19 protein-coding genes are annotated in these 23,938 nt (G+C 41.9%); 11 read left to right on the plus strand and 8 right to left on the minus strand.

Features of this window, described 5'->3' with window-relative positions; translation table 11 throughout:
• Positions 1–12 precede the first annotated feature (12 nt).
• Together mgrA and G458_RS0100345 are read left to right on the plus strand one after the other, a co-directional pair.
• Complete coding sequence (gene mgrA, locus G458_RS0100340) at positions 13–1,032, plus strand: L-glyceraldehyde 3-phosphate reductase (RefSeq protein ID WP_026950134.1); 1,020 nt, start codon at positions 13–15, stop codon at positions 1,030–1,032.
• A complete protein-coding gene (locus G458_RS0100345; protein WP_026950135.1) occupies positions 1,032–2,225 on the plus strand; it encodes an MFS transporter in 1,194 nt (397 codons plus the stop codon). Before mgrA ends, G458_RS0100345 begins: the two co-directional genes overlap by 1 nt.
• A gap of 19 nt (positions 2,226–2,244) precedes the next feature.
• Here the strand turns inward: G458_RS0100345 and G458_RS0100350 are convergent, their stop codons facing one another.
• Positions 2,245–3,036: a hypothetical protein gene (locus G458_RS0100350; RefSeq protein WP_026950136.1), complete on the minus strand. Its 792-nt coding sequence runs from the start codon at positions 3,034–3,036 to the stop codon at positions 2,245–2,247.
• Positions 3,037–3,231: 195 nt separating this feature from the next.
• On the opposite strand from G458_RS0100350, the gene G458_RS0100355 reads away from it, so the two are divergent.
• From G458_RS0100355 to G458_RS0100385, 5 genes are all read left to right on the plus strand, one after another.
• A complete protein-coding gene (locus tag G458_RS0100355; protein ID WP_245579206.1) occupies positions 3,232–4,359 on the plus strand; it encodes a pyridoxal phosphate-dependent aminotransferase in 1,128 nt (375 codons plus the stop codon).
• Entirely contained in the window at positions 4,359–4,907 is a 549-nt protein-coding gene (locus tag G458_RS0100360; protein WP_026950138.1) for a GNAT family N-acetyltransferase, read from the plus strand. Before G458_RS0100355 ends, G458_RS0100360 begins: the two co-directional genes overlap by 1 nt.
• Before the next feature lie 110 nt (positions 4,908–5,017).
• Entirely contained in the window at positions 5,018–5,398 is a 381-nt protein-coding gene (locus tag G458_RS0100365; RefSeq protein WP_026950139.1) for a methylglyoxal synthase, read from the plus strand.
• Complete coding sequence (gene pfkA, locus G458_RS0100370; RefSeq protein WP_026950140.1) at positions 5,388–6,374, plus strand: 6-phosphofructokinase; 987 nt, start codon at positions 5,388–5,390, stop codon at positions 6,372–6,374. Before G458_RS0100365 ends, pfkA begins: the two co-directional genes overlap by 11 nt.
• Before the next feature lie 371 nt (positions 6,375–6,745).
• The gene (locus tag G458_RS0100385; RefSeq protein ID WP_157359639.1) at positions 6,746–7,363 is read left to right on the plus strand and encodes a hypothetical protein; all 618 of its coding nucleotides are present in this window, start codon (positions 6,746–6,748) and stop codon (positions 7,361–7,363) included.
• Positions 7,364–7,398: 35 nt separating this feature from the next.
• On the opposite strand, the gene G458_RS0100390 is transcribed toward G458_RS0100385, so the two are convergent.
• From G458_RS0100390 to G458_RS19955, 3 genes are all read right to left on the minus strand, one after another.
• Entirely contained in the window at positions 7,399–8,946 is a 1,548-nt protein-coding gene (locus G458_RS0100390) for an alpha-amylase family glycosyl hydrolase (protein ID WP_026950142.1), read from the minus strand.
• 63 nt (positions 8,947–9,009) lie between these two features.
• Entirely contained in the window at positions 9,010–10,071 is a 1,062-nt protein-coding gene (fbaA, locus tag G458_RS0100395) for a class II fructose-bisphosphate aldolase (RefSeq protein WP_026950143.1), read from the minus strand.
• 18 nt (positions 10,072–10,089) lie between these two features.
• The gene (locus G458_RS19955; RefSeq protein WP_084438791.1) at positions 10,090–12,882 is read right to left on the minus strand and encodes an alpha-amylase family glycosyl hydrolase; all 2,793 of its coding nucleotides are present in this window, start codon (positions 12,880–12,882) and stop codon (positions 10,090–10,092) included.
• Positions 12,883–13,218: 336 nt separating this feature from the next.
• Between G458_RS19955 and G458_RS0100405 the strand changes: the two genes are divergently transcribed.
• The 4 genes from G458_RS0100405 (at position 13,219) to G458_RS0100420 (ending at position 19,170) form a co-directional block, all read left to right on the plus strand.
• The gene (locus G458_RS0100405) at positions 13,219–14,250 is read left to right on the plus strand and encodes a LacI family DNA-binding transcriptional regulator (RefSeq protein WP_026950144.1); all 1,032 of its coding nucleotides are present in this window, start codon (positions 13,219–13,221) and stop codon (positions 14,248–14,250) included.
• Between the two features lie 194 nt (positions 14,251–14,444).
• Complete coding sequence (locus tag G458_RS0100410; protein WP_051286930.1) at positions 14,445–16,883, plus strand: glycoside hydrolase family 31 protein; 2,439 nt, start codon at positions 14,445–14,447, stop codon at positions 16,881–16,883.
• 17 nt (positions 16,884–16,900) lie between these two features.
• The gene (locus G458_RS0100415; RefSeq protein ID WP_026950146.1) at positions 16,901–18,226 is read left to right on the plus strand and encodes an MFS transporter; all 1,326 of its coding nucleotides are present in this window, start codon (positions 16,901–16,903) and stop codon (positions 18,224–18,226) included.
• A gap of 71 nt (positions 18,227–18,297) precedes the next feature.
• Entirely contained in the window at positions 18,298–19,170 is an 873-nt protein-coding gene (locus G458_RS0100420) for a type 2 periplasmic-binding domain-containing protein (protein WP_026950147.1), read from the plus strand.
• On the opposite strand, the gene G458_RS0100425 is transcribed toward G458_RS0100420, so the two are convergent.
• The 4 genes from G458_RS0100425 to G458_RS0100440 all read right to left on the minus strand — a co-directional run bounded on the left by G458_RS0100425 (position 19,162) and on the right by G458_RS0100440 (position 23,899).
• On the minus strand, positions 19,162–21,000 hold the full coding sequence (locus G458_RS0100425) for a tetratricopeptide repeat-containing sensor histidine kinase (protein WP_211234609.1): 1,839 nt from the start codon (positions 20,998–21,000) through the stop codon (positions 19,162–19,164). The two genes, G458_RS0100420 and G458_RS0100425, sit on opposite strands and share 9 nt — an antisense overlap.
• Positions 21,001–21,180: 180 nt before the next feature.
• A complete protein-coding gene (surE, locus tag G458_RS0100430) occupies positions 21,181–21,960 on the minus strand; it encodes a 5'/3'-nucleotidase SurE (protein WP_026950149.1) in 780 nt (259 codons plus the stop codon).
• Entirely contained in the window at positions 21,961–22,596 is a 636-nt protein-coding gene (locus G458_RS0100435; RefSeq protein WP_026950150.1) for a hypothetical protein, read from the minus strand. It lies immediately after the preceding gene.
• A gap of 91 nt (positions 22,597–22,687) precedes the next feature.
• Positions 22,688–23,899 carry a bifunctional 3,4-dihydroxy-2-butanone-4-phosphate synthase/GTP cyclohydrolase II gene (locus G458_RS0100440; protein ID WP_026950151.1) on the minus strand — a complete coding sequence of 404 codons (1,212 nt, stop codon included), beginning with the start codon at positions 23,897–23,899 and terminating at the stop codon, positions 22,688–22,690.
• Positions 23,900–23,938 lie beyond the last annotated feature (39 nt).

Genomic DNA, 23,938 nt, shown 5'->3' on the forward strand with positions numbered 1-23,938 from the left:
TCTCTTAAACCTATGCGAATCAACGATCACAATCCCCTTCCCCCATTTATTGCAGCTTCTGACCGGTACGACACCATGAAATACCGCTTTTGTGGAAATTCCGGCCTACAGCTCCCCGAGATTAGTTTGGGACTTTGGCACAATTTCGGACACAATGCGGATTTAACCTTAGGTAGAAAAATCCTGAGAAGGGCTTTTGACCTTGGAATTTGTCATTTTGATTTAGCAAATAACTATGGACCTCCTTTTGGATCCGCTGAAGAAAATTTCGGCAGAATCCTCCAAAAGGATTTTCTTCCTTACCGAGATGAATTGCTAATTTCTTCCAAAGCCGGCTGGGACATGTGGCCCGGACCGTATGGGAATTTTGGCTCGAAAAAATACCTTATCGCAAGCTGTGACCAAAGCCTCAAGCGAATGGAAATTGACTATGTAGACATCTTCTACCATCACCGGCCGGATCCCAATACGCCTTTGGAAGAAACCATGGGAGCTTTGGCACAGCTTCATCGGCAAGGAAAGGCACTGTATGTTGGAATCTCCCAATATTCTGCAGAGGATACACTCAAAGCCCATTCGATTCTGAAGGATCTTGGAGTTCCACTTCTTATTCACCAGCCTCGCTATAGCATGTTGGATCGATGGGTAGAAAATGGATTAATGGATGTACTGGGAGAAAAAGGAATCGGAAGCATCGCTTTTTCACCTTTGGAACAGGGACTATTGACGGATAAATATCTGAAAGGGATCCCGGCAGATTCACGGGCTGCTAAAGACGGCAGGTATTTGAAGCCTGAGCAGATCGCACCTGAAAAATTGGCCATGATCAGTCAGCTAAATGAAATCGCAAACAAAAGAGGGCAGTCTTTAGCCCAAATGGCTATTGCTTGGCTTTTGAAGGATCCAAGAATCACCTCGGTGTTAATTGGCGTTTCTAAACCTGAGCAATTGGATGACAATGTAGAGGCTGTGAAAAATTCTAACTTCAGCCCAGAAGAGCAAGCTCAAATCAAAGCTATTATTTCTGCCTGATGCCGCAAGCCATCTCCCCGAGTAGTGCCCTTAGATTGATCGTTATTGCTCAATTTTTGGGCACTTCTCTTTGGTTTGCCGGAAATGCAGCTGCCCCGGAATGGGAGATCCTCCTTAACAAGGAAGGTATTACTCCTATGATAACCTCAGTGGTTCAGCTGGGATTTATTACCGGAACGCTACTTTATGCATTAGGCTCTATCCCAGATCGATATTCACCTTCTAAGGTTTTTTTAATCAGTGCAATTTTGGCCTCCTTCAGCAATATCTGTATTGTAATCCTCCCCTTGTCCTACCCTACTATTTTGATTTTCAGATTTTTGGTTGGATTCTTTCTGGCAGGAATTTACCCAGTCGGAATGAAGATCGCAGCTGATTATTTTGAAAAAGGGCTTGGCTCAGCCTTAGGCTATTTGGTCGGGGCTTTGGTTTTGGGAACAGCCTTACCCTTTTTATTAAAAGCTCTAGAGGTAAGCTTTTCATGGAAATACATCCTTGTTTCCACTTCAGCACTGGCGATTATCGGAGGTTTTTTGATTGGGATTAGGGTTCCTAATGGACCTTTTCGAAAAATAAACCCAAAACTCGACTTTGGATTATTCCCAAAATTCAGCCGCAACAATCAGCTTAAAGGTGCTGCCTCCGGATATTTTGGACATATGTGGGAGTTATATACGTTTTGGGCATTTCTTCCCGGTATTATTTTCTACCTAAACAACCAAAGTATTTCCTCCTCCCGGCAATCGTTATGGACATTTCTGATTATCGGAGCGGGTGGTCTTTCTTGTGCCATTGGGGGTATTATCGCGACGAAAACAAGCAGTCAAAAAGTAGCCATGGCTAGCTTGATAGGCTCAGGAATTTGTGGCTTGCTTTTTTTGACGGGAATTGAGTTTCCCAAAACTCTGATTTTCCCATTTCTCTTGATTTGGGGAATTATGGTCACCGCAGATTCTCCTCAATTTTCAACGCTGGTAGCTCAGAGTGTTCAACCTGAAAACCGCGGAACAGCCTTGACTTTGGTCAATTGCCTCGGGTTTGGATTGACCATTTTCAGTATCCAATTCACTCAATTCCTCAGCAAATTCCTCGATCCTTATCTTTATTTTGGTTTACTTTCGATTGGGCCGGTTGTAGGTGTTTTTCTTTTTAGATTTTTCAGAAATAAAAAAGCCCCTGACGGGGCCTTGTAGAGAAAGTCAAACCGGACTGTCATCTAACTACATTTTCTAATGTGGCAAGGTAAATCCATTTCTGATCCCTTGAGTTTAATCCTGCATTAACTGCGGCCCTTTGTTCCGCTGTCTGATTTAAATCCTCATAAGCTTGAGCATTAAAGAACTGCATATAATCCTTAAAAAGGTTTACCGTCAAATGAGTGCTTCCGGCTTCTGATCCTTGAGGCAATGCAGCCCTCAAGAATGACCAATGCCCCATCAAACCCTTATCAATTCTGCTTTGGTGAATCGGCTTAAACACTTCAATTTCAGCCTTTTCATATTCACCATATTTGCCCTCCACAGCCTTCATCAAATCAAAAGAAGCCAATACACCCGGTTTAAACTGAAAATTGTCCTCTGTGGCCGCTACTACTTTCATATATAATCTCATGGGAAGTTCGCGCATACTTAAGGATTGCTTAAATAAAGATCTCACCTGGACATCCGAAAGATGGGGATAGGCGATTTTGGTGTATTGGACAATGGCTTCATCGTCCAATCCATTCATCATTTTGACGGGATCATTGAAATAGGTGATCATGATGTACTGGAAGTTTCCTCCATCTGCTCCATTTTGGAGGGACCAAAAATCCCAGCCATTTATTTGTTTATCATTTAACGCTTGTCGGTAAACCTTTTCCAATAAATCTTTGAATTCGATGTAATCAAAAAGTTGATCCTTTTCTACTTTAATAAAATCGAATACCATGTATTGAGTTTGCTGGGCTTGAAGAATGCCTGACCACAGCAACCCGGCAACCAAGAGCAATAATAGCTTTTTCATATGATAAAGGGTTTAGGGTTATTTGTGTTACAGATAATTTAAAAATATATTTTGAATTAAAAGGATTTTCAGAATAAAAATTTCTATTTCATCCTTTTTGATTCAAAAACAGAATGCAAACAAAGTTTAAGGAAAAATGAAATTTTATTAACACTCTTGGCAATTGCTTAGTATTTTACCAATCAAAACGATAGTATGATGAAAGGAATATCAAGAAGAGAATGGCTGAAATCAGCTTCATTGGGAAGTGGTATGGCGTTTTTGGGCGCCAATGGCTTAGCTACTTCCCTCACTGCGGAAGAAATCCGAAAGTTTAACCCACGCCCATTGGCTGGTCCAATCCGATTGGGATCCAATGAAAATCCCTATGGTCCATCCGAGAAAATGCGTCAGGCCATGATTGCTGCTTTTGATGATGGGTGCCGTTACCCTTGGTCTTATAATTCGGCCTTGGTAAAAATGGTTGCTGAAAAAGAAGGAGTTCCTGAAGACCATATTGTCTTGGTGGCAGGATCTACTGAGGGACTCAAGGTAGCTGGAATTACCTTTGGAAAAGGTGGAGAAATAATCACCTGCGCACCGACATTTCTATCCATGATGGAATATGCCGAACTGTGGGGTACAGAAATCAATTGGGTTCCATTGACCAAAGATTTGGATTTTGATCTGGATGAAATCGAAAAACGGGTATCGCATGAGACGCGTTTGGTCTTCCTTTGCAATCCTAACAATCCAACCGGGAAATTATTGCCTGCTGATCGGGTCATGGACTTTTGCGAAACAGTAAGCAAACGTGCGGTGGTCTTCAGTGACGAGGCATATTACGATTACATCACTCAGCCTAATTACCCTTCCATGGTGGAACTGGTCAAAAAAGGGCATGATGTGGTGGTGTCCAGAACTTTTTCCAAGGTTTATGGATTGGCGGGCATCCGAATGGGCTACCTGATTGCTAAGCCAGAGCTTGCGAAAAAACTTCAGGAAAGAGTCGTCGCTAACACAAATATCATGGCCATAGAAGCGAGCAAAGCCGCTTTGAAGGACAATGAGTTTTACCAGTTTTCAATCAAAAAGGCTGAAGAAGCAAAAGCACTGCTTACTAAGACCTTAGACGACCTCAAGCTTCCCTACTTGGATTCTCACGCTAATTTTATCTTTTTTCATTCCGGAAAAGACATCCTAGAGCTCAATAAAACCATGGCTCAAAAAGGATTTATCATTGGAAGGCCATTCCCTCCTCTAAATGACTGGTGTAGGGTTTCGACCGGAACCATTGAAGAAGTGAACCTTTATAATCAGGCAATCCGAGAGGTCCTAGGTTAATGGTTGCAAGAGATTTAATTCTAAAAAATGAAAAAGTCCTGCTGAGGCCACTTACCCGGCAGGACTTTTCCATGCTTCAGGAACTAACTACAGATCCCAAGCTTTGGATTTATTTCACCCAAGATCTGAGTAAGCCCGAAGAATTTGAAGAATGGGCAGCGGGACACTTTTTGGGAGAAAGATTGCAGTTTGTGGTGATCGACCAAAGCTCAGGCAAAGTAGCCGGTTCCACGGCATTTGGAAGTTTTTCTGCTAGGGACCGAAGACTTGAAATAGGTTGGACTTGGATTGGTAAAGAATTTCAAGGCTCCGGAATAAACGGGCAAATGAAAAAAGTGATGCTCGACTACTGTTTTGAAACACTGAAATTGAAGCGCGTGGAGATTAAGACGGACGTATTAAATTTACCAGCCAGAAAGGCCTTATTGAAAATCGGAGCAGTAGAAGAAGGGATTCTCCGCAGTCATACTCAAATGACCCATGGAAGGCGAAGAGACACAATCTATTATAGTTTTCTTGAAGGAGAATGGCCCAAACCCTTCAAATAGTTTAGTATTATCATTTAGAAAAGGACTGAACAGGATACTTCACTGTTCCTTAAATACTATTGGAAAAGATATTTTCCCTAAATTTGACGCGTACCTATTAACACCTATTTATGAAAATCGCTTTAATCGCCCATGATGGCAAAAAGGCCGACATGGTTCATTTTTTAGGCGGATTTCGCGAAGCCCTTCAGCGAGCTGATGTTGAACTGGTTGCTACTGGCACTACGGGTTCCCACATCGAAAAATCAGGATTTGAAGTTCAAAGGTTGCTTTCCGGCCCACTGGGAGGAGATGCTCAGATTGCCGCAATGGCAGCTGAAAAACAATTATCCGCAGTTATTTTCTTCAGAGATCCTTTAGACAAACACCCACACGAACCTGACGTTCAGATGCTCATGAGAATATGTGATGTCCACAATATTCCCTTGGCTACCAACCCAGCATCTGCAGAACTCATGTTCAAAGCCTTAACACAAACCTATGGAACCTAAGAATATCAAAAAAATCGGTGTGCTCACTTCAGGTGGGGATGCCCCCGGCATGAATGCAGCAATCCGTGCTGCCGTGAGAGCGGGTTTTTATTACGGACTGGAAATGTATGGGATCTACCGAGGCTACGAGGGTATGATCCAAAACGACATCAAAAAGCTTGACTCCAAAAACATCACGCATGTGTTGGAACGAGGAGGTACTTTCTTGAAATCTGCAAGAAGTGATGAGTTCAGAACGGCAGAGGGAAGAAAGAAAGCTTATGAAAACCTCAAATCCCACGGAATCGATGCTTTGGTAGTGATCGGTGGTGATGGATCCTTGACGGGAGCTCACCTATTCTATCAAGAATATGGAATTCCCGCAGTGGGACTTCCCGGCACGATCGACAATGACCTATCGGGAACAGACTCCACGATTGGATTTGATACTGCCTGCAACACCGCTATTGAAGCCATTGATAAAATCCGAGACACTGCCACCTCGCACGACCGATTGTTTTTCGTAGAGGTGATGGGACGTGACGCTGGATTTATAGCCATCAATGCCGGAATTGGAAGTGCTTCTGCTGCGATTTTGATTCCAGAAAGAAAAACCCAAATCGAGACTTTGGTCGAAAAACTGAAGTCCCGTTCAAAAGCGAAAAAGACTTCCAACATTGTGATAGTTGCTGAAGGCGGAAAAAGTGGTTCAGCTCAAGAAATTGCAGACAAAGTCAAGAAACACCTTCCCTACTACGACATCAAAGTCACTATCCTTGGCCATTTGCAGCGAGGAGGGGCGCCGACATCCTTTGACCGCCTACTTGCTTCCAAACTTGGAGTAGCGGCCGTAGAAGGCCTTATGCAGGGCAAATACGATGTGATGGCAGGCTTGATCAACAACAAAGTAGTCTATACCCCAATAGTTAAAGCCATTGTAGGTGACAAAGAAGTTGACGACGAGGATTTAAGAGTGGCCAACATCCTATCCACTTAAGTCCAAAGCCAGTTCTTTTTCTTTTGAACTGGCTTTTTTGTTACTTCTAAATCCAAAAGTCAGGAGTTTCATTTTTTGATATTCTCCAAAATATTCTCAAAGAAGAATTCATTTTGAGTTTTTTGCGCTTTTCATTAGCCAATGAGAATTCAGATCTCAAATTTTCTCAATAATACCAGAGCCTCTTTGTTTTATTACTTCCGGGCACCAAAGATATTTTTCTAGAATTACCGAGAATTCAAGTGGCCGAAGGCGATTTTGAATTTCATTTTTCCATGAATTTTTAACCAAACCCGTGCGGTGTCAGCACGAAAAACTCTGACAAATTCATCATGAAAAATCAAAACTTATTCCCAAAACTAAGGATTTTAATGATCCTTTTTTTCCTTCCGGTCTTGAAAGGAAATGCGCAATTTGGTAACTCTTTTCTCAGTGGAGAGGCTATTGGAAAAGGGGCTTGGGAATTTTCCGGGCTTTACTCCTCCTTGAGCATAGGGAGCGATGGAGAAAGCGAAGGTATTTTCAACAATTATGGGCTGCTGCTCGGAGCCGGAATCTCAGAAAAAACAGAAATCAGAATCCGATACGACAGATTCAGTTCTAAAGAAGGCGGAGATTTTGGCTTCAACACAATTTATCTGGGTCCAAAATTCTCCACCGAATCCGGAAGATTTGCACTCTATTTTCCAGTTGGAGTCAATTTCGGAGATGAGTTTGATTCTTGGATGATGGAGCCTTCCTTCATTTTCAGTTTCCCTTTGGGAAAAAACTTGCAGATAAATGCTACTCCGAGCTTTTTAATTCCACTCGAGGAAGAAACAGGTCCAGAAGATGGCCTGTTAAAACTGAATCTAGGCTTAGGAATCACCGCTCCCGGAAATTGGATTTTCCGGCCTGAAGCATCTCTTCAGTATTCTGTTCAGGAAATTGGGGATGGCCATTTTCTAGCGTTAGGAATTGGTGTTTCTAAAAGGCTGGGGACTCAGTAAAGAAAAGGGCCGGTTAATAAAACCGGCCCTTTTCTTTACTTTTCGAAGACTCTTGTGGCATTTCCACTAAGCTTCAAAGTCCCAGAGACATTCAATCCATCTCCAAGTCCAAATATCACTTTTTCAAAACCTTCTGGAATTTGAACTTCTACCTCGGCTTTGCCCACATTATGAATGACGAAAATTTCCTGATTCCCACTTTTTCTCAAGTAAGCCATGATAGATTTGGGGTATTCAGTTTTGGGTAATTCCAATGTGCCGATAGCTAAGGCAGGAAAGGAATTTCGAAGCTTGATCAAAGACTTATAATGATTGAAATAACTTTTAGGATCATTTTTTTGTAGTGCCAAAGGAGTCACTGTTTTATCAGTACTGTATTTGGCGTCTATCCAGGTAGGTCTTCCTGTATCTTTTTCCTTTACATCCCATAGAAACGGTTCGCGAATATTCTCATCTGGTTTGAGTCCTAGCATTCCGATTTCCTCTCCATAATACAAATACGGAGCGCCCGGCATAGTCAATAGTACCGCAATGGCCTGTTTGTACTTATCAGGATCAGAGCCAAGTTCATTGAGCAAACGGGGCTGGTCATGGTTAGAAGAGATGGTCGCGTCAATGAAATTTGGTGTAATTCCTTGGTAAAAATCGATTATGTCTTTTTGCTTCTTGGCTAAAAGCATTCCGTCTTCGGTGTTCATGGTTTCCAACAAGGTGTAATGGAAATCAAAATTGAACAGCGCAGGCAAACCCGGGAGATAAGGAGCAACAATTTCCTTTTTGTCATACACCTCTCCCACCAAATAAATATCGGGCTTGATGGCTTCCATTTTGGCCCGAAACTCCTTCCAAAATGCATGATTATCCAATGGTCGGTCATCAGGAAAAATATGCTTCGCAGCATCCAGACGGAACCCATCTACCCCGACTTCTTCCAGCCAAAACCTACCTATTTCATAAATTTCTTCTCTGACTTTTGGATTGTCAAAATTCAGATCCGGCATTCCACCCCAGAAAAAGCCATAGTAATAATCCTCTCCCTGACCCGGATCATGCCATTGGCGGATATTATCTGAATCCAAGGTGATAGTCTTTTTATTCAAAAAATCAGCAATGGTGTCTTTTTGAGCCCATACATAATAATCCCGATAAGGATTATCTCTGCCAGATTTGGACTCTTGAAACCAAGGATGCTCGGTAGAAGTGTGATTGATGATCATATCAATCACAATTTTAATATCACGTTTATGAGCCTCTGCAATCAGATTTTTGAATTCCTCCATCGTCCCATAATCAGGATGTACCGCTTTATAATCCGTCACATCATACTTATGATAAGTCGGTGAAGGCATGATTGGCATAAACCAAATTGCATTTGCGCCTAACTCCTTTACGTGGTCTAGCTTTTGGATGACTCCATTAAAGTCACCAATACCGTCCCCATTGGAGTCTTGAAAAGATTGGACAAAAATTTCATAGGTGACCCCGGCTTGAGGCCAATAATTCTTCACTTCAGGCTCTTTTTTAGAGCAAGCGGATAAAATAGCAAGTGACAAAACGGAGCTTAGGAGTAGGTTAATTTTCATAGGTTATCTGTAAAAGAAAAAGTCACCCATTAAGTGACTTTTTCAAAGAGTTAATATTTTCTATTAATTTCTGTTTACTGCATTCAGCATATCAAAAGCCAACTCAAGACGCTTCACAAAGCTTTCTTCACCTTTTCTCAACCAAGCTCTTGGATCGTAATATTTCTTGTTTGGAGAATCAGGACCTTCTGGATTACCCAATTGTCCTTGAAGATAGGCCTCATTCTTTTTGTAATAATTCAGGATACCTTCCCAAGTTGCCCACTGCATATCGGTGTCAATATTCATTTTGATTGAACCGTAGCTGTTAGCTTCGCGGATTTCCTCCACAGAGGATCCAGAACCACCGTGGAATACGAAGTTCAAAGGCTTACCGGTAGTACCGAACTTCTCATTGATGTATTCTTGGGAGTTTTTGAGAATGATTGGCTTCAAACTCACGTTACCTGGCTTATATACCCCGTGAACATTCCCAAAGGCCGCAGCAATGGTGAAGAGATCACCGATTTTTTTCAAATGCTCATAAGCATAAGCTACTTCCTCAGGCTGAGTGTAAAGCTTGGAAGAATCCACATCCGTGTTATCCACACCGTCTTCTTCTCCACCTGTTACCCCAAGTTCGATCTCAATTGCCATTTCAAGCTTGGACATTTGTTCGAAGTATTTCGCGGAAATTTCAACGTTTTCATTCAAAGGTTCTTCCGAAAGATCCAACATGTGAGAGCTGAACAATGGCTTTTTGTGTGTGGCATAGTATGCCTTACCTGCTTCCAAAAGACCATCGATCCAAGGCAATAGCTTCAAGGCTGCGTGGTCGGTGTGCAAGATTACCGGCACACCATAAGCTTCTGCCATCTGATGAACGTGATGAGCACCTGATATACCACCTGCAATGCTTGCTTGTTGTTTATCGTTAGGTAGACTTTTCCCGGCAAAAAACTGCGCTCCTCCGTTGGAGAACTGAATGATTACAGGAGAATTTACTTTTTTGGCAGTTTCTAAAACAGCATTGACAGAGTTAGTTCCGATTACGTTTACCGCAGGAAATGCAAATTCATTTTCTTTGGCGTATGCGTAAAGGTCTCTCAATTCGTTGCCGTACTTTACTCCAGGCTTAAATTTCATAGTATGAGATAGGTTAGATTAATTTTTAATAAAGCGTTGGTGCAGTACCCGCTTGGTATCAAACGCCTCAAAGATATAAATCCCACGAGTAATTTCACCTAGATAAAGGTCTAAATTCTGGTTTCCGGCTTGGCTTTCACCTTCCAAAACCACCCTCCCGGACATATCAATCACCCGGTAATTGATCTGTTCCATTTCATTAGGCAACTCAATAGTCAAGGTTCCCTCAGCGGGTATAGGATACATCTTTAAGCCTTCCAAGGAAATGGATTCAGGAATACCGGTGATGTAATCGGTTTGCAAAATACCAGGTCCGGGTTTTGGAAGTGGCTTATCTGTAAAGAGATAAAATTCATTGGGTCGAAATCCAAACGACCTTTGAGTTGAACTCAAGTTTAGTTCTTCCCCGGTGAAATAATTGTACCATTTCCCGGCTTTTGGAAACTGTACCTGAAGGGAGCCTTTGCTCTCCAAGTCGAAGTTGCCGAACAAAAACACCTCCATCTCAGCATGATTCAAATGGATGGTTTTGAAAGTTGAGGTCAAATTAATGGACGCGTTGGCAGGATTGGAAAAGACAGGATAGTTTGACTTAAGCTTGATCATTTCCTGATAAAGCTTGAAAAGCCTGACTCTTTCAGGATTATTCAAATAATCCCAACGGGTAGGCTTCACTGCCAACCGATCGTTGTTCAGCTCCAGATCGTATCCAAACTCCCCGAATTGCCACAGCATTTTAGGACCAGGAATAGCAAAATAAAAAGCAGTCATGATTTGCTGTCGATTGACGGCATTTTCCAAATCCTTTAGGTTTACAGGAGAAGTCAACCCAAAATTCAGAGTTTCCCACATGACCCTTTCTTCGTCGTGGGATTCCTGATAGGCGATCAGATGATTTTTTATCCAGCCTCTGTTTTTGAAATATGCACCCTGCATGTTGTCGTTGTTGCCTTTGGCCAAGTTTCGCGAAGTACCGTTCATATTTCCCCAAAACATCAGACCATAATCCGCCAACTCTTTTTCTTCTGAATTTTCGGACAGATGCTCCAAAATCACATAGGCCTCAGGATGCTTGGCTTTGATTCGATCATAGATATGCTTCCAGATTTTGATTCTTGAGGCATCGTACTGGGACCATTGACCTACATTATTTCCACTGTTGACTTGAGTAAATCCCTTGGAAAGGTCAAATCGAATCCCGTCAATTTTGTATTCGCTAAGCCAGTAAGAATTCACCGAATCCACAAAAGCCTTGGTATAAGCACTCTCATGGTTAAAATCATAGCCCACATTAAAGGGGTGCTTGGCTTCTCGGTTGAACCAAGGATTATCCAAAGTTGGTGCACCATAATCCCCGTCGTTATACAGCCTAACCATAGGATTTTGGCCAAAAGCATGGTTTAGTACCAAGTCCAAAATGACCATAATCCCCTTTCCATGAGCTTCATCAATGAGGGTTTTTAAGTCATTTTTGGTACCGTAATACTTATCCGGGGCAAAGAAAAAAGAAGGATTATATCCCCAAGAGAGATTTCCCTCAAACTCCCCTACTGGCATCAATTCGATAGCATTTACTCCCAAATCCTTCAAATAATCCAGACGCTCCAATACTGCCTTGTAAGTTCTTCGATCATCAAAGTCCCGGACCAATAATTCATATACCACCAGCTCCTCTGGTTTGGGGCGGGTATAGGTTAAGTTTTTCCATAAAAATGGATCCTGATCTGTTTGGAGATATGATGCCTGAAAGTTGGTTTTTCCTGAAGGATAAGGCTTTAAACCTGGATAACGGCCTTGGTTGATGATCTCCTGATCATTGAAAGGATCAGAAGTTTTATCGGTATAGGGATCACCGATTCGAATCTCCCCATCTACAAGGTATTGAAAAATATACTCTTGCTTTGGAAGAAGCCCTTCGATATTCAACCAGAAAATTTCTCCATCAGGAGTAACTTTCATCTGATATTCTGGCAAAATCTTCCAATCATTAAAATCCCCGATTACATGCACAATGTTCTTTTTGGGGGCTTGCAGAGCCAATACTGCCTCTGTGGAAGAAAGGTAATTGATTCCAAGTCTCACTCCGGCCGGCAATGGGGCTTTTTCGGAGGGCGTGAAAACGGTTAGGTTGACTGTTTTAGAATTAGTATCAGCCCCCTTTTGAGCTTTTGCCGTCATCTGAAATGTCCCCGCAGATGAAGCTAAAAATGAGTAGGTGATTTCCTTGGCATTTGCCTTTTCAGCCACCTTATTCCCATTGAGTTCCAATGTCAAATCTGCAAGCTCGGATGACTCTGCCTTGAATTCAAATGTGTCGCCGACCTGTAAAGAAAGCGCATTGGATTGCGGTTGAGTAAAAACCACCTGAAAGCCCTGGGACAAATCCACAAAAAAGTCTGAGTTGGAAGTAGTTTTCCCCTCCTTGGTACCATCCGCATTTCTGAAAACCAAGCCAAGCCGATAAATGGTCAATCCACTTGGATTAGGGAAAAAGGTATTTGGAGTGAGGTCGAAGGTATAGAGGTTAGTCTGACCCTGAACTTTGGTCATTTTGGCGGCAGGATTGGTGGTTCCCCATTGGAAAGGAACAATCGACCAAGTGGTAGAAGCTGGACCTGCGGTGACGGCACCGATGTGAATATAAACGTCACAATTGCAATCTTTCAGACCTGAGGTACCTTTAGAAGCATCATAAATTATTCTTACTTGCTGAGAGGCAAGTGGAATGGCCGGCTCCGTAGTGACCTGAGCCCATGAAAAGATGGTAGTTAAAAAGAGAAGAATGAAAAGGTGAAATCGGAACTTTTTCAAGGGAAACTCGGAGATTTTGGGTTATTCGAATAATTATATTCGCTATTGGATTTATAAAACCTAAAAAGCTTGAAAAACCAAGTTCAAGGCAGGTTTTAACCTTTTGCTGATAAGAACTTAATAGATTGATCTTTCTTTTTCAATCATTTAACCCACATTACCTGAATTTAATTTATGCAGACGATTGCGGTATCGTTTTCTTTCAGTAACATTTTTTTGAAACAATAGGTGGGAATTCGAATTTATAAGTGAAATTGGGGTTTTACGGTTTTATCTGTCTGCATAAAACTGTAATGACGATTCATTAAAATAAATTCTTGGAATAATTAAACTTTTATGAAGCTTGATCAAGCTACAATTAAAGATTTGGCTAGGGAACTGAACGTATCTTCTTCCACTATTTCCAGAGCCCTGAAGGATTATCCGGGGATCAGTGATGAGACAAAAAGGAAAGTCAGAGAGATGGCGGAAAAAATGAACTACCGCCCCAATGCCCTTGCCCGATCTTTGAGAAAAAGTCAATCCTTCACGATTGGAGTAATCATTCCGGAAGTAGTTCACTTCTTTTTCTCCACTGTAATCAGTGGAATTGAAGAAGTAGCCTTCTCCAAAGGTTACAATGTTATTTTGACCCAAACCAATGAAAAGGTTTCCAGAGAAAAAACAAGTATTGACACCATGCTGGCCAATCAAATTGATGGTCTATTGGTAAGTTATTCCAAAGAGACCGAGGATTTTGAGCATTTTTCCAGACTCCTGGAAAAGAATTTCCCAATCGTGTTTTTTGACCGAGTACCCAAATTGGAAAATACGCTCAATGTCACCGTAGATGATTATCAAGGTGCATATGCTGCCACTCAACATCTCATTCAACAGGGTTATCGGAAGATTTATCATCTGGCTGGCCCTAAATATCTTTCGATTTCTACAGAACGAGCAAGGGGATACTTGGCCGCTTTGGAGGACTACGGAATTCAGCATCAACCCAGCTGGATTATAGAAAGCCCCCGAGGTAATGAAAATGAGGCAAAAGATATCACTACAGAGGTTCTAAAAAGGGCAGTTCCAAAGCCAGATGCATTTTTTGCTCACAATGATATGGCAGCTGTCGGTGCGATGATGGCTTGCCGAGAACTAGGCTTAAAAGTCCCCGACCAAATTGGAATTGTAGGGTTTAGCGATTGGCAATTCTGTACCATGTTGGAACCAAGCTTATCTTCTGTGGCCCAACCCGGATTCCAAATGGGAGTCAGAGCGACAGAATTGCTATTGGATATGATTGATAAAAAAGGAAATATCGAAGGACCCAAAAACTCCATTGTGTTGGAAACTGAACTTTTGATTCGAAAATCCTCTCAAAAACCCTAAAATAGACAAAAAACCAATCTTTTTTCATCACTTTGGTGCAAACGTTTGAATAGGGCAAATTTTTAAAATTTGCCCTATTTATTTGTTAAAAACCTGCTTTTCACTGCTAAAAAGGGCTTTTTGGAGGGTTTTAAACCTAGTATTAGATTTCTAATTTAGCAGAAGACCTACCCGTTAAACCCTCAGGATTGCCCATGAGTCACGATATTAAGAGCCGAGCCATTTCAAAAAATTCGAATCATAATCAAACTTTCGGAAAAGTGCTTTCCTGGAAGTACGAAAATCAAGTTCTGGAAGGAAACAGCGAAATCGGAAAATTCCGATTATCCTTCTTTGAGAATGGCATTGTCAGAGTGCAGGCTTCCCGATTTGATGAATTTGAAAGCAATCCTTATTCTGTAATTGCCCAGCCGGAATCCTGTCAGGTTGACTTCTTGGAATCTGGAGGATTTTTAGAGCTCAAAACCCCTGGACTGAAGGTTATTGTTAATCTCGATAATTTCAGTTTAAGCTTTTTTGACCAGGATGATCATCTTCTGAATTCGGATGATCCACTTTCCATTTCATGGATAGGTTCAGAAGTGACCAACTACAAAAAAGTCCAAAAGGGGGAAAAATTTATAGGACTAGGAGAAAAAACAGGAAATCTCAATCGAGTAGGGCAGGCCTATACTAACTGGAACACAGATTACTTTGCATACGGTGTCGGAGACGATCCTCTATACCTCAGCATACCTTTTTATTTGGGGATACATGACGCGGGTTCTTACGGTATTTTCTTAGACAACACTCATAAAACTGTATTCAATTTCGGCGCCTCCACCAACAGATTCATTTATTTCTCAGCCGAAGACGGGGACATGGAGTATTATTTTGTCCACTACCCTACCCCTGCTGCGATAATTGAAGCATATACTCGCTTGACTGGACGGATGCAGATGCCCCCAAAATGGGCCCTTGGATTCCAGCAATGCCGCTATTCTTACTATCCTGACTCTGAAGTATATGCCGTAGCCCAAGGATTCCGAGATAAAAAGATGCCTGCAGATGTAATCTATCTGGACATCCATCATATGGAAGCTTATAAGGTTTTCACTTTTGATGGAGAAAAATTCACCGATCCAAAAGCCATGATTTCCAGACTAAAGGAAAAAGGATTTCGGGTGGTGGTTATCATGGATCCCGGTATCAAGACAGAAAAAGGTTATCTCCCTTACACGGAGGGACTTGACAAGGACTTATTTATCAAATATCCAGACGGAGAAGTTTACGAAGCTCAAGTTTGGCCAGGCTGGTGTGCATTCCCGGATTTTACCAAAGAAGCAACACGGACTTGGTGGGCAGAGAAAATGGCATTCTACACGGAAGCTGGAGTAGATGGATTTTGGACAGACATGAATGAGCCTGCCTCTTGGGGTCAATTCACTCCCAATTTGATAGAATTTGAATACGAAGGTGAAAAGGCTTCTCACCGAAAGGCGAGAAACATTTATGGAATGCAAATGGCCAGAAGTGCCCAGGAAGGTGCTGCATTTCAAAATCCGAATTCCAGACCTTTTGTCTTGACAAGATCCGGCTTTGCAGGAATTCAGCGCTATGCGGCTGCATGGACTGGAGATAATGTCGCCTCAGAAGAACATATGCTGGCTGGGGTTCGCCTTGTGAATAGTTTAGGACTTAGCGGAGTGTCTTTTGCAGGTTATGATGTAGGAGGATTTGCAGGAGAGGCTTCCAAAGGCTTGTTTGCCCGCTGGATGAGTATTGCAGCTTTTGCTCCTTTTTACCGTGCTCACTCCATGATCAATACCAAAGATTCTGAACCTTGGGCTTTTGGGGAAGAAACTGAGGAAATCAGCAGAAACTACATGAAGCTGAGGTACAAATTATTGCCTACCCTTTACAGCTCTTTTTATTCAAGCACACAAACAGGTCTTCCTCTAGCAGAAAGTCTGGCGATTCAATATGCTCAAGACCAAAATATTTATCAATCCGCCTTCCAGAATCAATACCTGTTTTGTAGTAGTTTCTTGGTGGCCCCAATAGAAAGTTTTCGGGAAATCTGTAAAGTGTATCTCCCTAAGGGAGATTGGTATTACCTCTACTCGGACCAAAAGCATGCGGGACAGGCAACTATTTATCAAGATTGTCCCCTCAATTACCTTCCGGTGTTTGTTAAAGCTGGACAGATTTTCACCATGCAGTCTGAGGTGGAATTCACGGGAGCCAAACATGATGGGATATTGAGAATTCATGTGTACAAGGGAAGCGAAGGGTCTGAATTTCTTCATTATGAGGATGCCGGAGATGGCTTTGAGTATTTAAACGACGGCTATTTCAAAAGAAAAATCACCTATTCTCCAGAAACTAAATCCATTCGCCTGACTCAGGCAGAAGGGAACTATCCTACTGACTTTTCCAGTCTGAGAATATATTTCCATGGTTTCGAAAATTCTTCTGTCCAAATTTCAGATAACACCCTGGAGCTGAAAAAAGAAAATTACGCCTTCCTTGGCAAGCTGACTGAATTCGACCCATTACCTGAGCATAATCACCCTTACTTCGAGATCAAAAATCTCTCTTTCTTAGAAATACCAAACCGTCTAGAGTATTTTGAAATCACTGGACTTTACTAAAATAACCCTCACCCAAAATGATCGAAATCAAAAAGAAGCTTAGTTTCTGGCAGATCTGGAATATGAGCTTTGGCTTTCTAGGCATCCAATTTGGATTTGCCCTTCAAGGTGGGTTCATGTCGAGAATCTTCCAAACTCTAGGAGCCGATAAAGACGCTATCCCATTTCTGTGGATCGCCGCTCCCCTGACAGGACTCTTAGTACAGCCTATTGTGGGTTATTTAAGTGACAGGACTTGGCATCCCAAATTCGGGAGAAGAAAGCCGTTTTTCTTTTTCGGGGCAGTTTTCAGCACCATCGCTTTATTTCTTGCGCCATACTCTTCTGCTTTGTGGATGGCTGCTGGAGCTCTTTGGATTTTGGATGCATCCATCAACATTTCCATGGAGCCATTCCGGGCACTAGTTGCAGACAAACTTCCCAATTCCCAGCGTTCCTATGGCTTTGTAGTTCAAACCTTGATCATCGGTGTCGGAACCTGGATCGCCTCCAATTTACCTTGGATGATGACTCAAATTGGAGTGGCAAATACTGCTCCAGAAGGAGTAGTTCCGGATTCTGTGAAATATGCTTTTGGGATTGGAGCATTTGTCCTGTTTACCTCCATATTGATTACCATCCTTACTACAGATGAATATCCGCCAGAGGATCTGGAGGAGTTTGAGCGGGATAAAGCAGAGAAAAAAGGATTTTTCCATGGTTTTAAAGAAATCATGGAAAATATTTCCACCATGCCAGTGGTTATGCGGCAACTTGGACTTGTACAATTTTTCTCTTGGTTTGCCTTCTTCACCATGTGGAGCTTTGCCACTCCGGCGATTACCGAACACGTTTTTGGAGCAACTGACACTAGTTCCGCCGCCTACAATGATGCAGCTGACAGTGTAGGAAACTATCTTGGTACTTATGGTCTAATTTCCATGGTATATGCACTGATTTTATCCTTTGTAGCCTCAAGGATCAAAATCAACCGTAAACTGCTCCATCTCCTAAGCTTGATTGCGGGCGGAATTGGGTTTATATCCATTTATTACATCACGGCCCCTTGGATGCTTCACCTGTGCTTTGCTTTGGTTGGAATTGCTTGGGCCAGCATTCTATCTATGCCTTATGCCATGCTTTCCAGTTCTGTTAACACTAAGAAAATGGGCGTTTATATGGGGATATTCAATATGTTTATTGTGATTCCCCAGATAGTGGCCGCGCTGGGAGGTGTAAATTTTCTTTACAAACTTTTGTTTGGAGATGAAGTAATCAACACCATGCTCTTGGCTGGAACGTTGTTGATTTTGGCAGGCTTATCCAACCTGTTCATCACCGATCGAAAAGCCACCCACGATTGATTTTGAACATCCTATCCTAAAGCCGGTTCATTTTAGAATCGGCTTTTTTATTTTTGAAAAAATTCTTTGATATGAAAACCTTCCGAATTGTAGGAGTCCCTGAGCATTTTAATTTTCCATTCAGGATTTTGAAAGAAAAACAACCTTTCAAGGAAGAAGGCTTACTCATTGAATGGAGGGAGGAATCCAGAGGGTCTGGCCAAATGGCCTTGGACCTCAAAAATGGAGATGCTGACATGGCTATCATGCTGACGGAAAGTTTCCTGAAAGAATTTGAATCCAATTCGGATGTGAAAATGGCAGGGTTCCATGTTAATACGCCCTTGACTTGGGGTGTTCATGTCAGCCCTACTCATCAGGCAAAGTCGGCAGAACAAATTCAAAGCAGGCATTTTTTAGTAAGTAGAATGGGCTCTGGTTCACACTTAATGGCTATGGTATTGGCAGACGCAAAAGGCTGGAAAAAAAACAGTTTAACCTTTGAGCTTGTTGGGAATCTCGATGGGGCTAAAGAAGCATTTGATTCGGGAAGTCCGGGAATGTTCCTTTGGGAAAAATATACCACAACTCCTGAGGTCAAAGCTGGCTCTATGAAGCGGATTGGCGAAATCCCAAGTCCATGGCCATGTTTTGTTTTTGTGGTCAACGAAAGATCCATTCAGGAATTTTCTCCTTGGATCAATAGAATCAGAAATCAAGTTTATGCCATTTCCAAAAGCCTCAGCATAGATGCTGAATTACCAATCCGGCTATCAGAATCCTACCACTTGAATTTGGAAGATGTAAAAGCCTGGATAAAACAAACAAAATGGACCACCGAAGGAGGAGTTTCAAAAAAGGCCTTGAAGGACATTCTTGATCAAACGATAAAGTTTGAAATCATCAAAAATAAAATCAATCCTGAAGACTTCCTTTTTATACCTAGAGAGGAAATTTTAGACTAGCAAAGGGAGTTTAACGCAGAACTTGGTTCCATGTCCGGGGTGGGAATCAATTTCAATTTTTCCTCTATTCATTTTGACAAAATCTTTAACTAGCTGAAGTCCAAGTCCAGAACCTTTTTCCTTATTAGTCCCTAGCTTTGATTTGGACAGCATATATTGTTCAGAAAGAATTTCATCTATCTGTTCCTGGCTCATTCCAATCCCCTGATCCAAAATATAGAGTTCAAGAAAATCCTTATTCTTCTCCGCATAAATTGTGATCGCATCTCCGGGATTGGAAAATTTCACAGCATTATTGATCAAATTTCTCACTACTACTTCTACTAGATCAGGATCCCCAAAAGCCAAAGTTTCACTTCTCAGTTGATTAAAAACAACCAGGTCTTTTTCTTTAATGGATGCTTGCAGTAAATCAAGAGAGTTTTTAACCACCTCAAAAAGATTAAAATTTAAGGGGTTTAGTTCGAAACCTTCCATTTGAGCCATGGACCATTTCAGGGTATTGTTTAGCGTGAAATTTACCGAGTCAATATCCTTTTTTAAATAATTCAGCAATTCAAAAAACTCTTCTTTTTCCAGCTGATCCTGAAGCATTAGATCCACGACTGATTTGATTTGACCTACCGGACCACGAAGATCATGTCCGAGTATTGAAAAAAGTTTGTTTTTGGTCTCATTGATGGATTTCAGCTGCTCGGATTGTTGCTCTAATTCTTGGTTTTGGTCGGCGATTTTCTTTTGCTGAGCGGATAGGTCTCGATTGACCTTTCTCATGTTTCGGTTCAACAGGTACATCCAGATTCCCAATGCAGCAATTAGCACAGCAGCGATCGCAAAAAATAAGGTATACCTCCTGGAAGTGGCTAAACGAAGAGATTGATTTTCATTTTGGGCTTTCAGCAATTCAAGTTCTGAACTCGCCAAATCTTCCTCAAACATGCCTTGAACCAGTGCCAGCCTGTCACGATTGCTTTTATTGACTAGGGAGTCATAGTAAAGAAGGTATTGAGACTGATTGAAGAAGGCTTTTTGAAGGTTTCCTTCTTTCTCATAAACTTGGTAAAGGTACTTATAACTACTGGAAAGCTCGTCCAGATATTGGTTTTTCAAGCAGAAATCGACAGAATATTCAAGAATTTCCTTAGCCTTATCCAGTTTATTGTCCAAAAAATAGGCATGTCCAAGTCGGTGAAGAATACCAGCCTCAAAAGACTTGACCCCCTGATTTCGGGCCATTTCCAAAGACTTTTGAAAAATCACTTGAGCAGTATCATACTGGCCTTTTGCCAAAAACACATCCCCTACCACACGATGAGCAAAAGAGGTCAGGTAAGGAGATCCAGCTTCCTTATTTAATCGAATAGATAAATTAGCATAATACAAAGCTGAATCCTGCTGACCTGATTGGCTAAAATTCAGAGCCATATTATTTAAGCTTCTGATCCTGGTGTATAAATCATCCACCTCAGTAGCAAGCAGATAGCCTTTTCTAAACTGCTCTATGGATTTAGGGTGATTTTTCTGCTCATAGTACAGGGCACCCATATTGTTCATCAGCCTCGCAGCCTGAAGCTTATCTTTTGAGTCTAAGGCAAATTCATAAGCTTTTTTAGAATACTCAAAAGATTTTTGCCAGTTGCCTTTTCGATAATAAATCCATCCAATATTCTCTAAGGCTCTGCTTCTGGCTGACAAATCATTGAAAACTGTTGCTAAAGAGTCGGCTTCAAAAGAATATTTCATGGCTAGATCCTGATCAGATTCTCTCAGGTCGGTAGCAAGTTTATTCAATGGTTCAATCCGCTCTTTTCCCTTCAGATTAATGAGCAAAGAATCCTGTCCTTCAATCTCCGAAGCCCACAGAGAACTAAGGAAACCAAAATAAAAAGGCACTAACAAGAGGGACAGTCTGGGTGACAATGCAAGAATATTATTCAATCCTATTCGCAAATTAAGGATATTCGGAAAAAAAATAAACTATTCTTTGCCGGTCAACTCCTCGGGAAATAGTTACAAATTATCCCAATCCCATTCTTTGTTGATCTGGGAGATCGCATGATAGGCTGTTAGGTCGTATTGACAAGGCACAATGGAGACATAATTGTTAGCGATTGCCCACTCATCATTGTCTTCCCCTTTGTCAAAATTCACAAAGTTTCCCGCCATCCAGAAGTACTTTCTTCCTGTAGGATCAAATCTTTCTGCAAACTCTTCCTGCCATTTTGCATCTGCCTGTCGGCAAAGCTTTATCCCTTTGATTGCTTCATTCCTTTTAGGAGGAAAATTCACATTTAAAGCCACACCTTTCGCAATTCCCCTCTCCAATACCTGACGGGCAATTTTTTCTACCCATTCCTCTACGTGGGAAAAATCGGCTTTGGAAGAAAAGTCACAAAGACTAAACCCTATGGAAGGATACCCTTCTAAAGCACCTTCAATGGCAGCGGACATAGTTCCCGAATACAGCACTGAAATAGAGGTGTTGGAACCATGATTGATTCCACTGACCACTAAGTCTGGAGTTCTATCTTTCAACACATAGTGCTTGGCAAGTTTTACGCAATCAGCCGGAGTACCACTTGATTTGTAGGCCAATACATCGTCAAAAATTTCTTCCTCATACAGCCTAAGGGTCTCCCCGATTGTAATTGCATGCCCCATACCTGATTGAGGGCTGTCTGGAGCGACGACCACCACATCCCCTAGCTTTTTCATCACTGATACAAGAACACGAATTCCTTTCGAGGTGATTCCATCGTCATTGGAGACGAGAATAAGAGGCTTTGACATTTAATTTTTTAATTCGTTGTAATAAGCTGTAATCCGAAGTAGATCTCCGCGTTTGTCGTGCTCCAGTCTGTTTTTCCTCATGAAGAGATTAATCTCATTGTCGTAGCCTGGAAGCATGGTAAACAGGTCCTTTTTCTTCAAGCTATATCTCTCAAGCCTTCCATTTTTGAAAAAATAGTAATTGAAAGCTAATCGATAACCAATGGGAGAAGGCTGTCCCCAAAATGGATTCATGGCCATAGGGCCCCAGTTGTTCATGCCTCGATTATCTGTAGCGATATACTCTCTGCAAAGGAGGGCAATGTTTTCGCCCTGAGTCAATACTTCAAAAAAGATCGGAACCTCATAATCTCCATTTAAAGCATAAGGAAGGCTGTAGAATTTTCGGATGCCTCCGTAAGTTTCATCATAAATTTCAAAATTAGAAACATTGGACGCCGTGAATGTGGTCACAGTCTCGGTTTGAAGCTGCACCACATTGTTATCTAAATCATATTTCACCAAGCCAGAAACGGTCTGGCCATCGGCAAGAAATATATTTCCCTTGTGCCAAATCTGGGAAGGAAACTGGTTTTGAGCCTGTAATCCAAAACAAGCGAATACAAGCAATAAAACAGAAAATATTACCTTATTCATGAATATCAACTTTTAAAATGATAAACGCTGCCCCTGCATTTGGGTTGTTTCAAAACCGAACAAATCCTTTAACCAAAATACAAAAACCGGATTATTTCAGGATGTTATGTCCCATTTTATCACGCTTGGTCTGAAGGTATTTTTCATTGTGAGGATTAGGTTTGATTTCAATCGGAACCTGCTCCACGATTTCAAGACCGTAACCCAGTAGGCCAACTCTTTTCTGGGGATTATTGGAGATCAATCTGATTTTGCTGATTTCCAGATCCCGAAGAATTTGTGCCCCCACTCCATAATCCCGGCTATCCATTGGAAGGCCCAAAGCCAAATTAGCCTGAACGGTATCCATCCCCTGCTCCTGTAGCTTATAAGCTTTCAGTTTATTAATCAAGCCAATTCCTCTACCTTCCTGATTCATATACAGGACGACACCTTTCCCTTCTTTTTCGACCATTTCCATGGCTGCATGAAGCTGTGGCCCACAATCGCAACGGCAAGATCCAAAGATATCCCCGGTAGCGCAGGAGGAATGGACACGGACCAAAACAGGCTCATCTTTTTCCCAAGTGCCTTTTATCAAAGCCATGTGAATTTCCTGTGTATTGGTCTGCCGGAAAGCAATCAAATCAAAATCACCCCAGTTGGTAGGCATTTCCACACCTATCTCCCGCTTGATCAGGGATTCATTTTTTAGCCTATAGGCAATCAAATCTTTGATTGAAACTAACTTCAGGTTAAATCGCTCGCTTACTTTGATCAAATCCGGAAGTCTGGCCATCGTGCCATCTTCGTTCATAATTTCCACCAAAACTCCTGCCGGAGCCAAGCCCGCAAGTCTGGCAAAATCTATAGCTGCCTCAGTGTGGCCGGACCTTCTTAAAACTCCGCCTCTTTTGGCCTTCAAGGGAAAAATATGCCCTGGCTTTCCCAATTCACTCGGATGAATGGAATCGTCAATCAAAGCTTTAATAGTTTTGGCACGGTCAGATGCTGAAATTCCCGTGGTACATCCATGACCTACAAGGTCCACCGATACAGTAAATGGAGTCTCAAAAGCAGCGGTATTGGTACCTACCATTAATTCCAATCCCAATTGATCACATCGGTCTTCAATGAGCGGAGCGCAGATCAGACCACGACCATGGGTAGCCATGAAATTGACGATTTCTGGAGTGATTTTTTCTGCTGCGCAAATAAAATCCCCTTCGTTTTCACGATCCTCATCGTCCACGACGATGATCACTTCACCGTTTTTTATGGCTTCAATGGCTTCTTCTATAGAATGAAGTTGGTAGTTTTCCACGGGTTTTCTTGTTTGATTAACTGGGACACAAAGGTAGGC

This window comes from Algoriphagus mannitolivorans DSM 15301, from assembly GCF_000429425.1.
Classification (GTDB): Bacteria; Bacteroidota; Bacteroidia; order Cytophagales; family Cyclobacteriaceae; genus Algoriphagus; species Algoriphagus mannitolivorans.

Excerpts from the sequence above, each read along its gene's own strand:
- G458_RS0100405 (WP_026950144.1), top strand. The coding sequence starts at position 13,219 with ATGAAGCTTGATCAAGCTACAATTAAAGATTTGGCTAGGGAACTGAAC.
- G458_RS0100365 (WP_026950139.1), top strand. The coding sequence starts at position 5,018 with ATGAAAATCGCTTTAATCGCCCATGATGGCAAAAAGGCCGACATGGTT.
- mgrA (WP_026950134.1), top strand. The coding sequence starts at position 13 with ATGCGAATCAACGATCACAATCCCCTTCCCCCATTTATTGCAGCTTCT.
- G458_RS0100350 (WP_026950136.1), bottom strand. The coding sequence starts at position 3,036 with ATGAAAAAGCTATTATTGCTCTTGGTTGCCGGGTTGCTGTGGTCAGGC.
- G458_RS0100410 (WP_051286930.1), top strand. The coding sequence starts at position 14,445 with ATGAGTCACGATATTAAGAGCCGAGCCATTTCAAAAAATTCGAATCAT.
- G458_RS0100360 (WP_026950138.1), top strand. The coding sequence starts at position 4,359 with ATGGTTGCAAGAGATTTAATTCTAAAAAATGAAAAAGTCCTGCTGAGG.
- surE (WP_026950149.1), bottom strand. The coding sequence starts at position 21,960 with ATGTCAAAGCCTCTTATTCTCGTCTCCAATGACGATGGAATCACCTCG.
- G458_RS0100355 (WP_245579206.1), top strand. The coding sequence starts at position 3,232 with ATGATGAAAGGAATATCAAGAAGAGAATGGCTGAAATCAGCTTCATTG.
- G458_RS0100420 (WP_026950147.1), top strand. The coding sequence starts at position 18,298 with ATGAAAACCTTCCGAATTGTAGGAGTCCCTGAGCATTTTAATTTTCCA.
- fbaA (WP_026950143.1), bottom strand. The coding sequence starts at position 10,071 with ATGAAATTTAAGCCTGGAGTAAAGTACGGCAACGAATTGAGAGACCTT.
- G458_RS0100415 (WP_026950146.1), top strand. The coding sequence starts at position 16,901 with ATGATCGAAATCAAAAAGAAGCTTAGTTTCTGGCAGATCTGGAATATG.
- pfkA (WP_026950140.1), top strand. The coding sequence starts at position 5,388 with ATGGAACCTAAGAATATCAAAAAAATCGGTGTGCTCACTTCAGGTGGG.
- G458_RS0100385 (WP_157359639.1), top strand. The coding sequence starts at position 6,746 with ATGATCCTTTTTTTCCTTCCGGTCTTGAAAGGAAATGCGCAATTTGGT.
- G458_RS0100390 (WP_026950142.1), bottom strand. The coding sequence starts at position 8,946 with ATGAAAATTAACCTACTCCTAAGCTCCGTTTTGTCACTTGCTATTTTA.
- G458_RS0100435 (WP_026950150.1), bottom strand. The coding sequence starts at position 22,596 with ATGAATAAGGTAATATTTTCTGTTTTATTGCTTGTATTCGCTTGTTTT.
- G458_RS0100345 (WP_026950135.1), top strand. The coding sequence starts at position 1,032 with ATGCCGCAAGCCATCTCCCCGAGTAGTGCCCTTAGATTGATCGTTATT.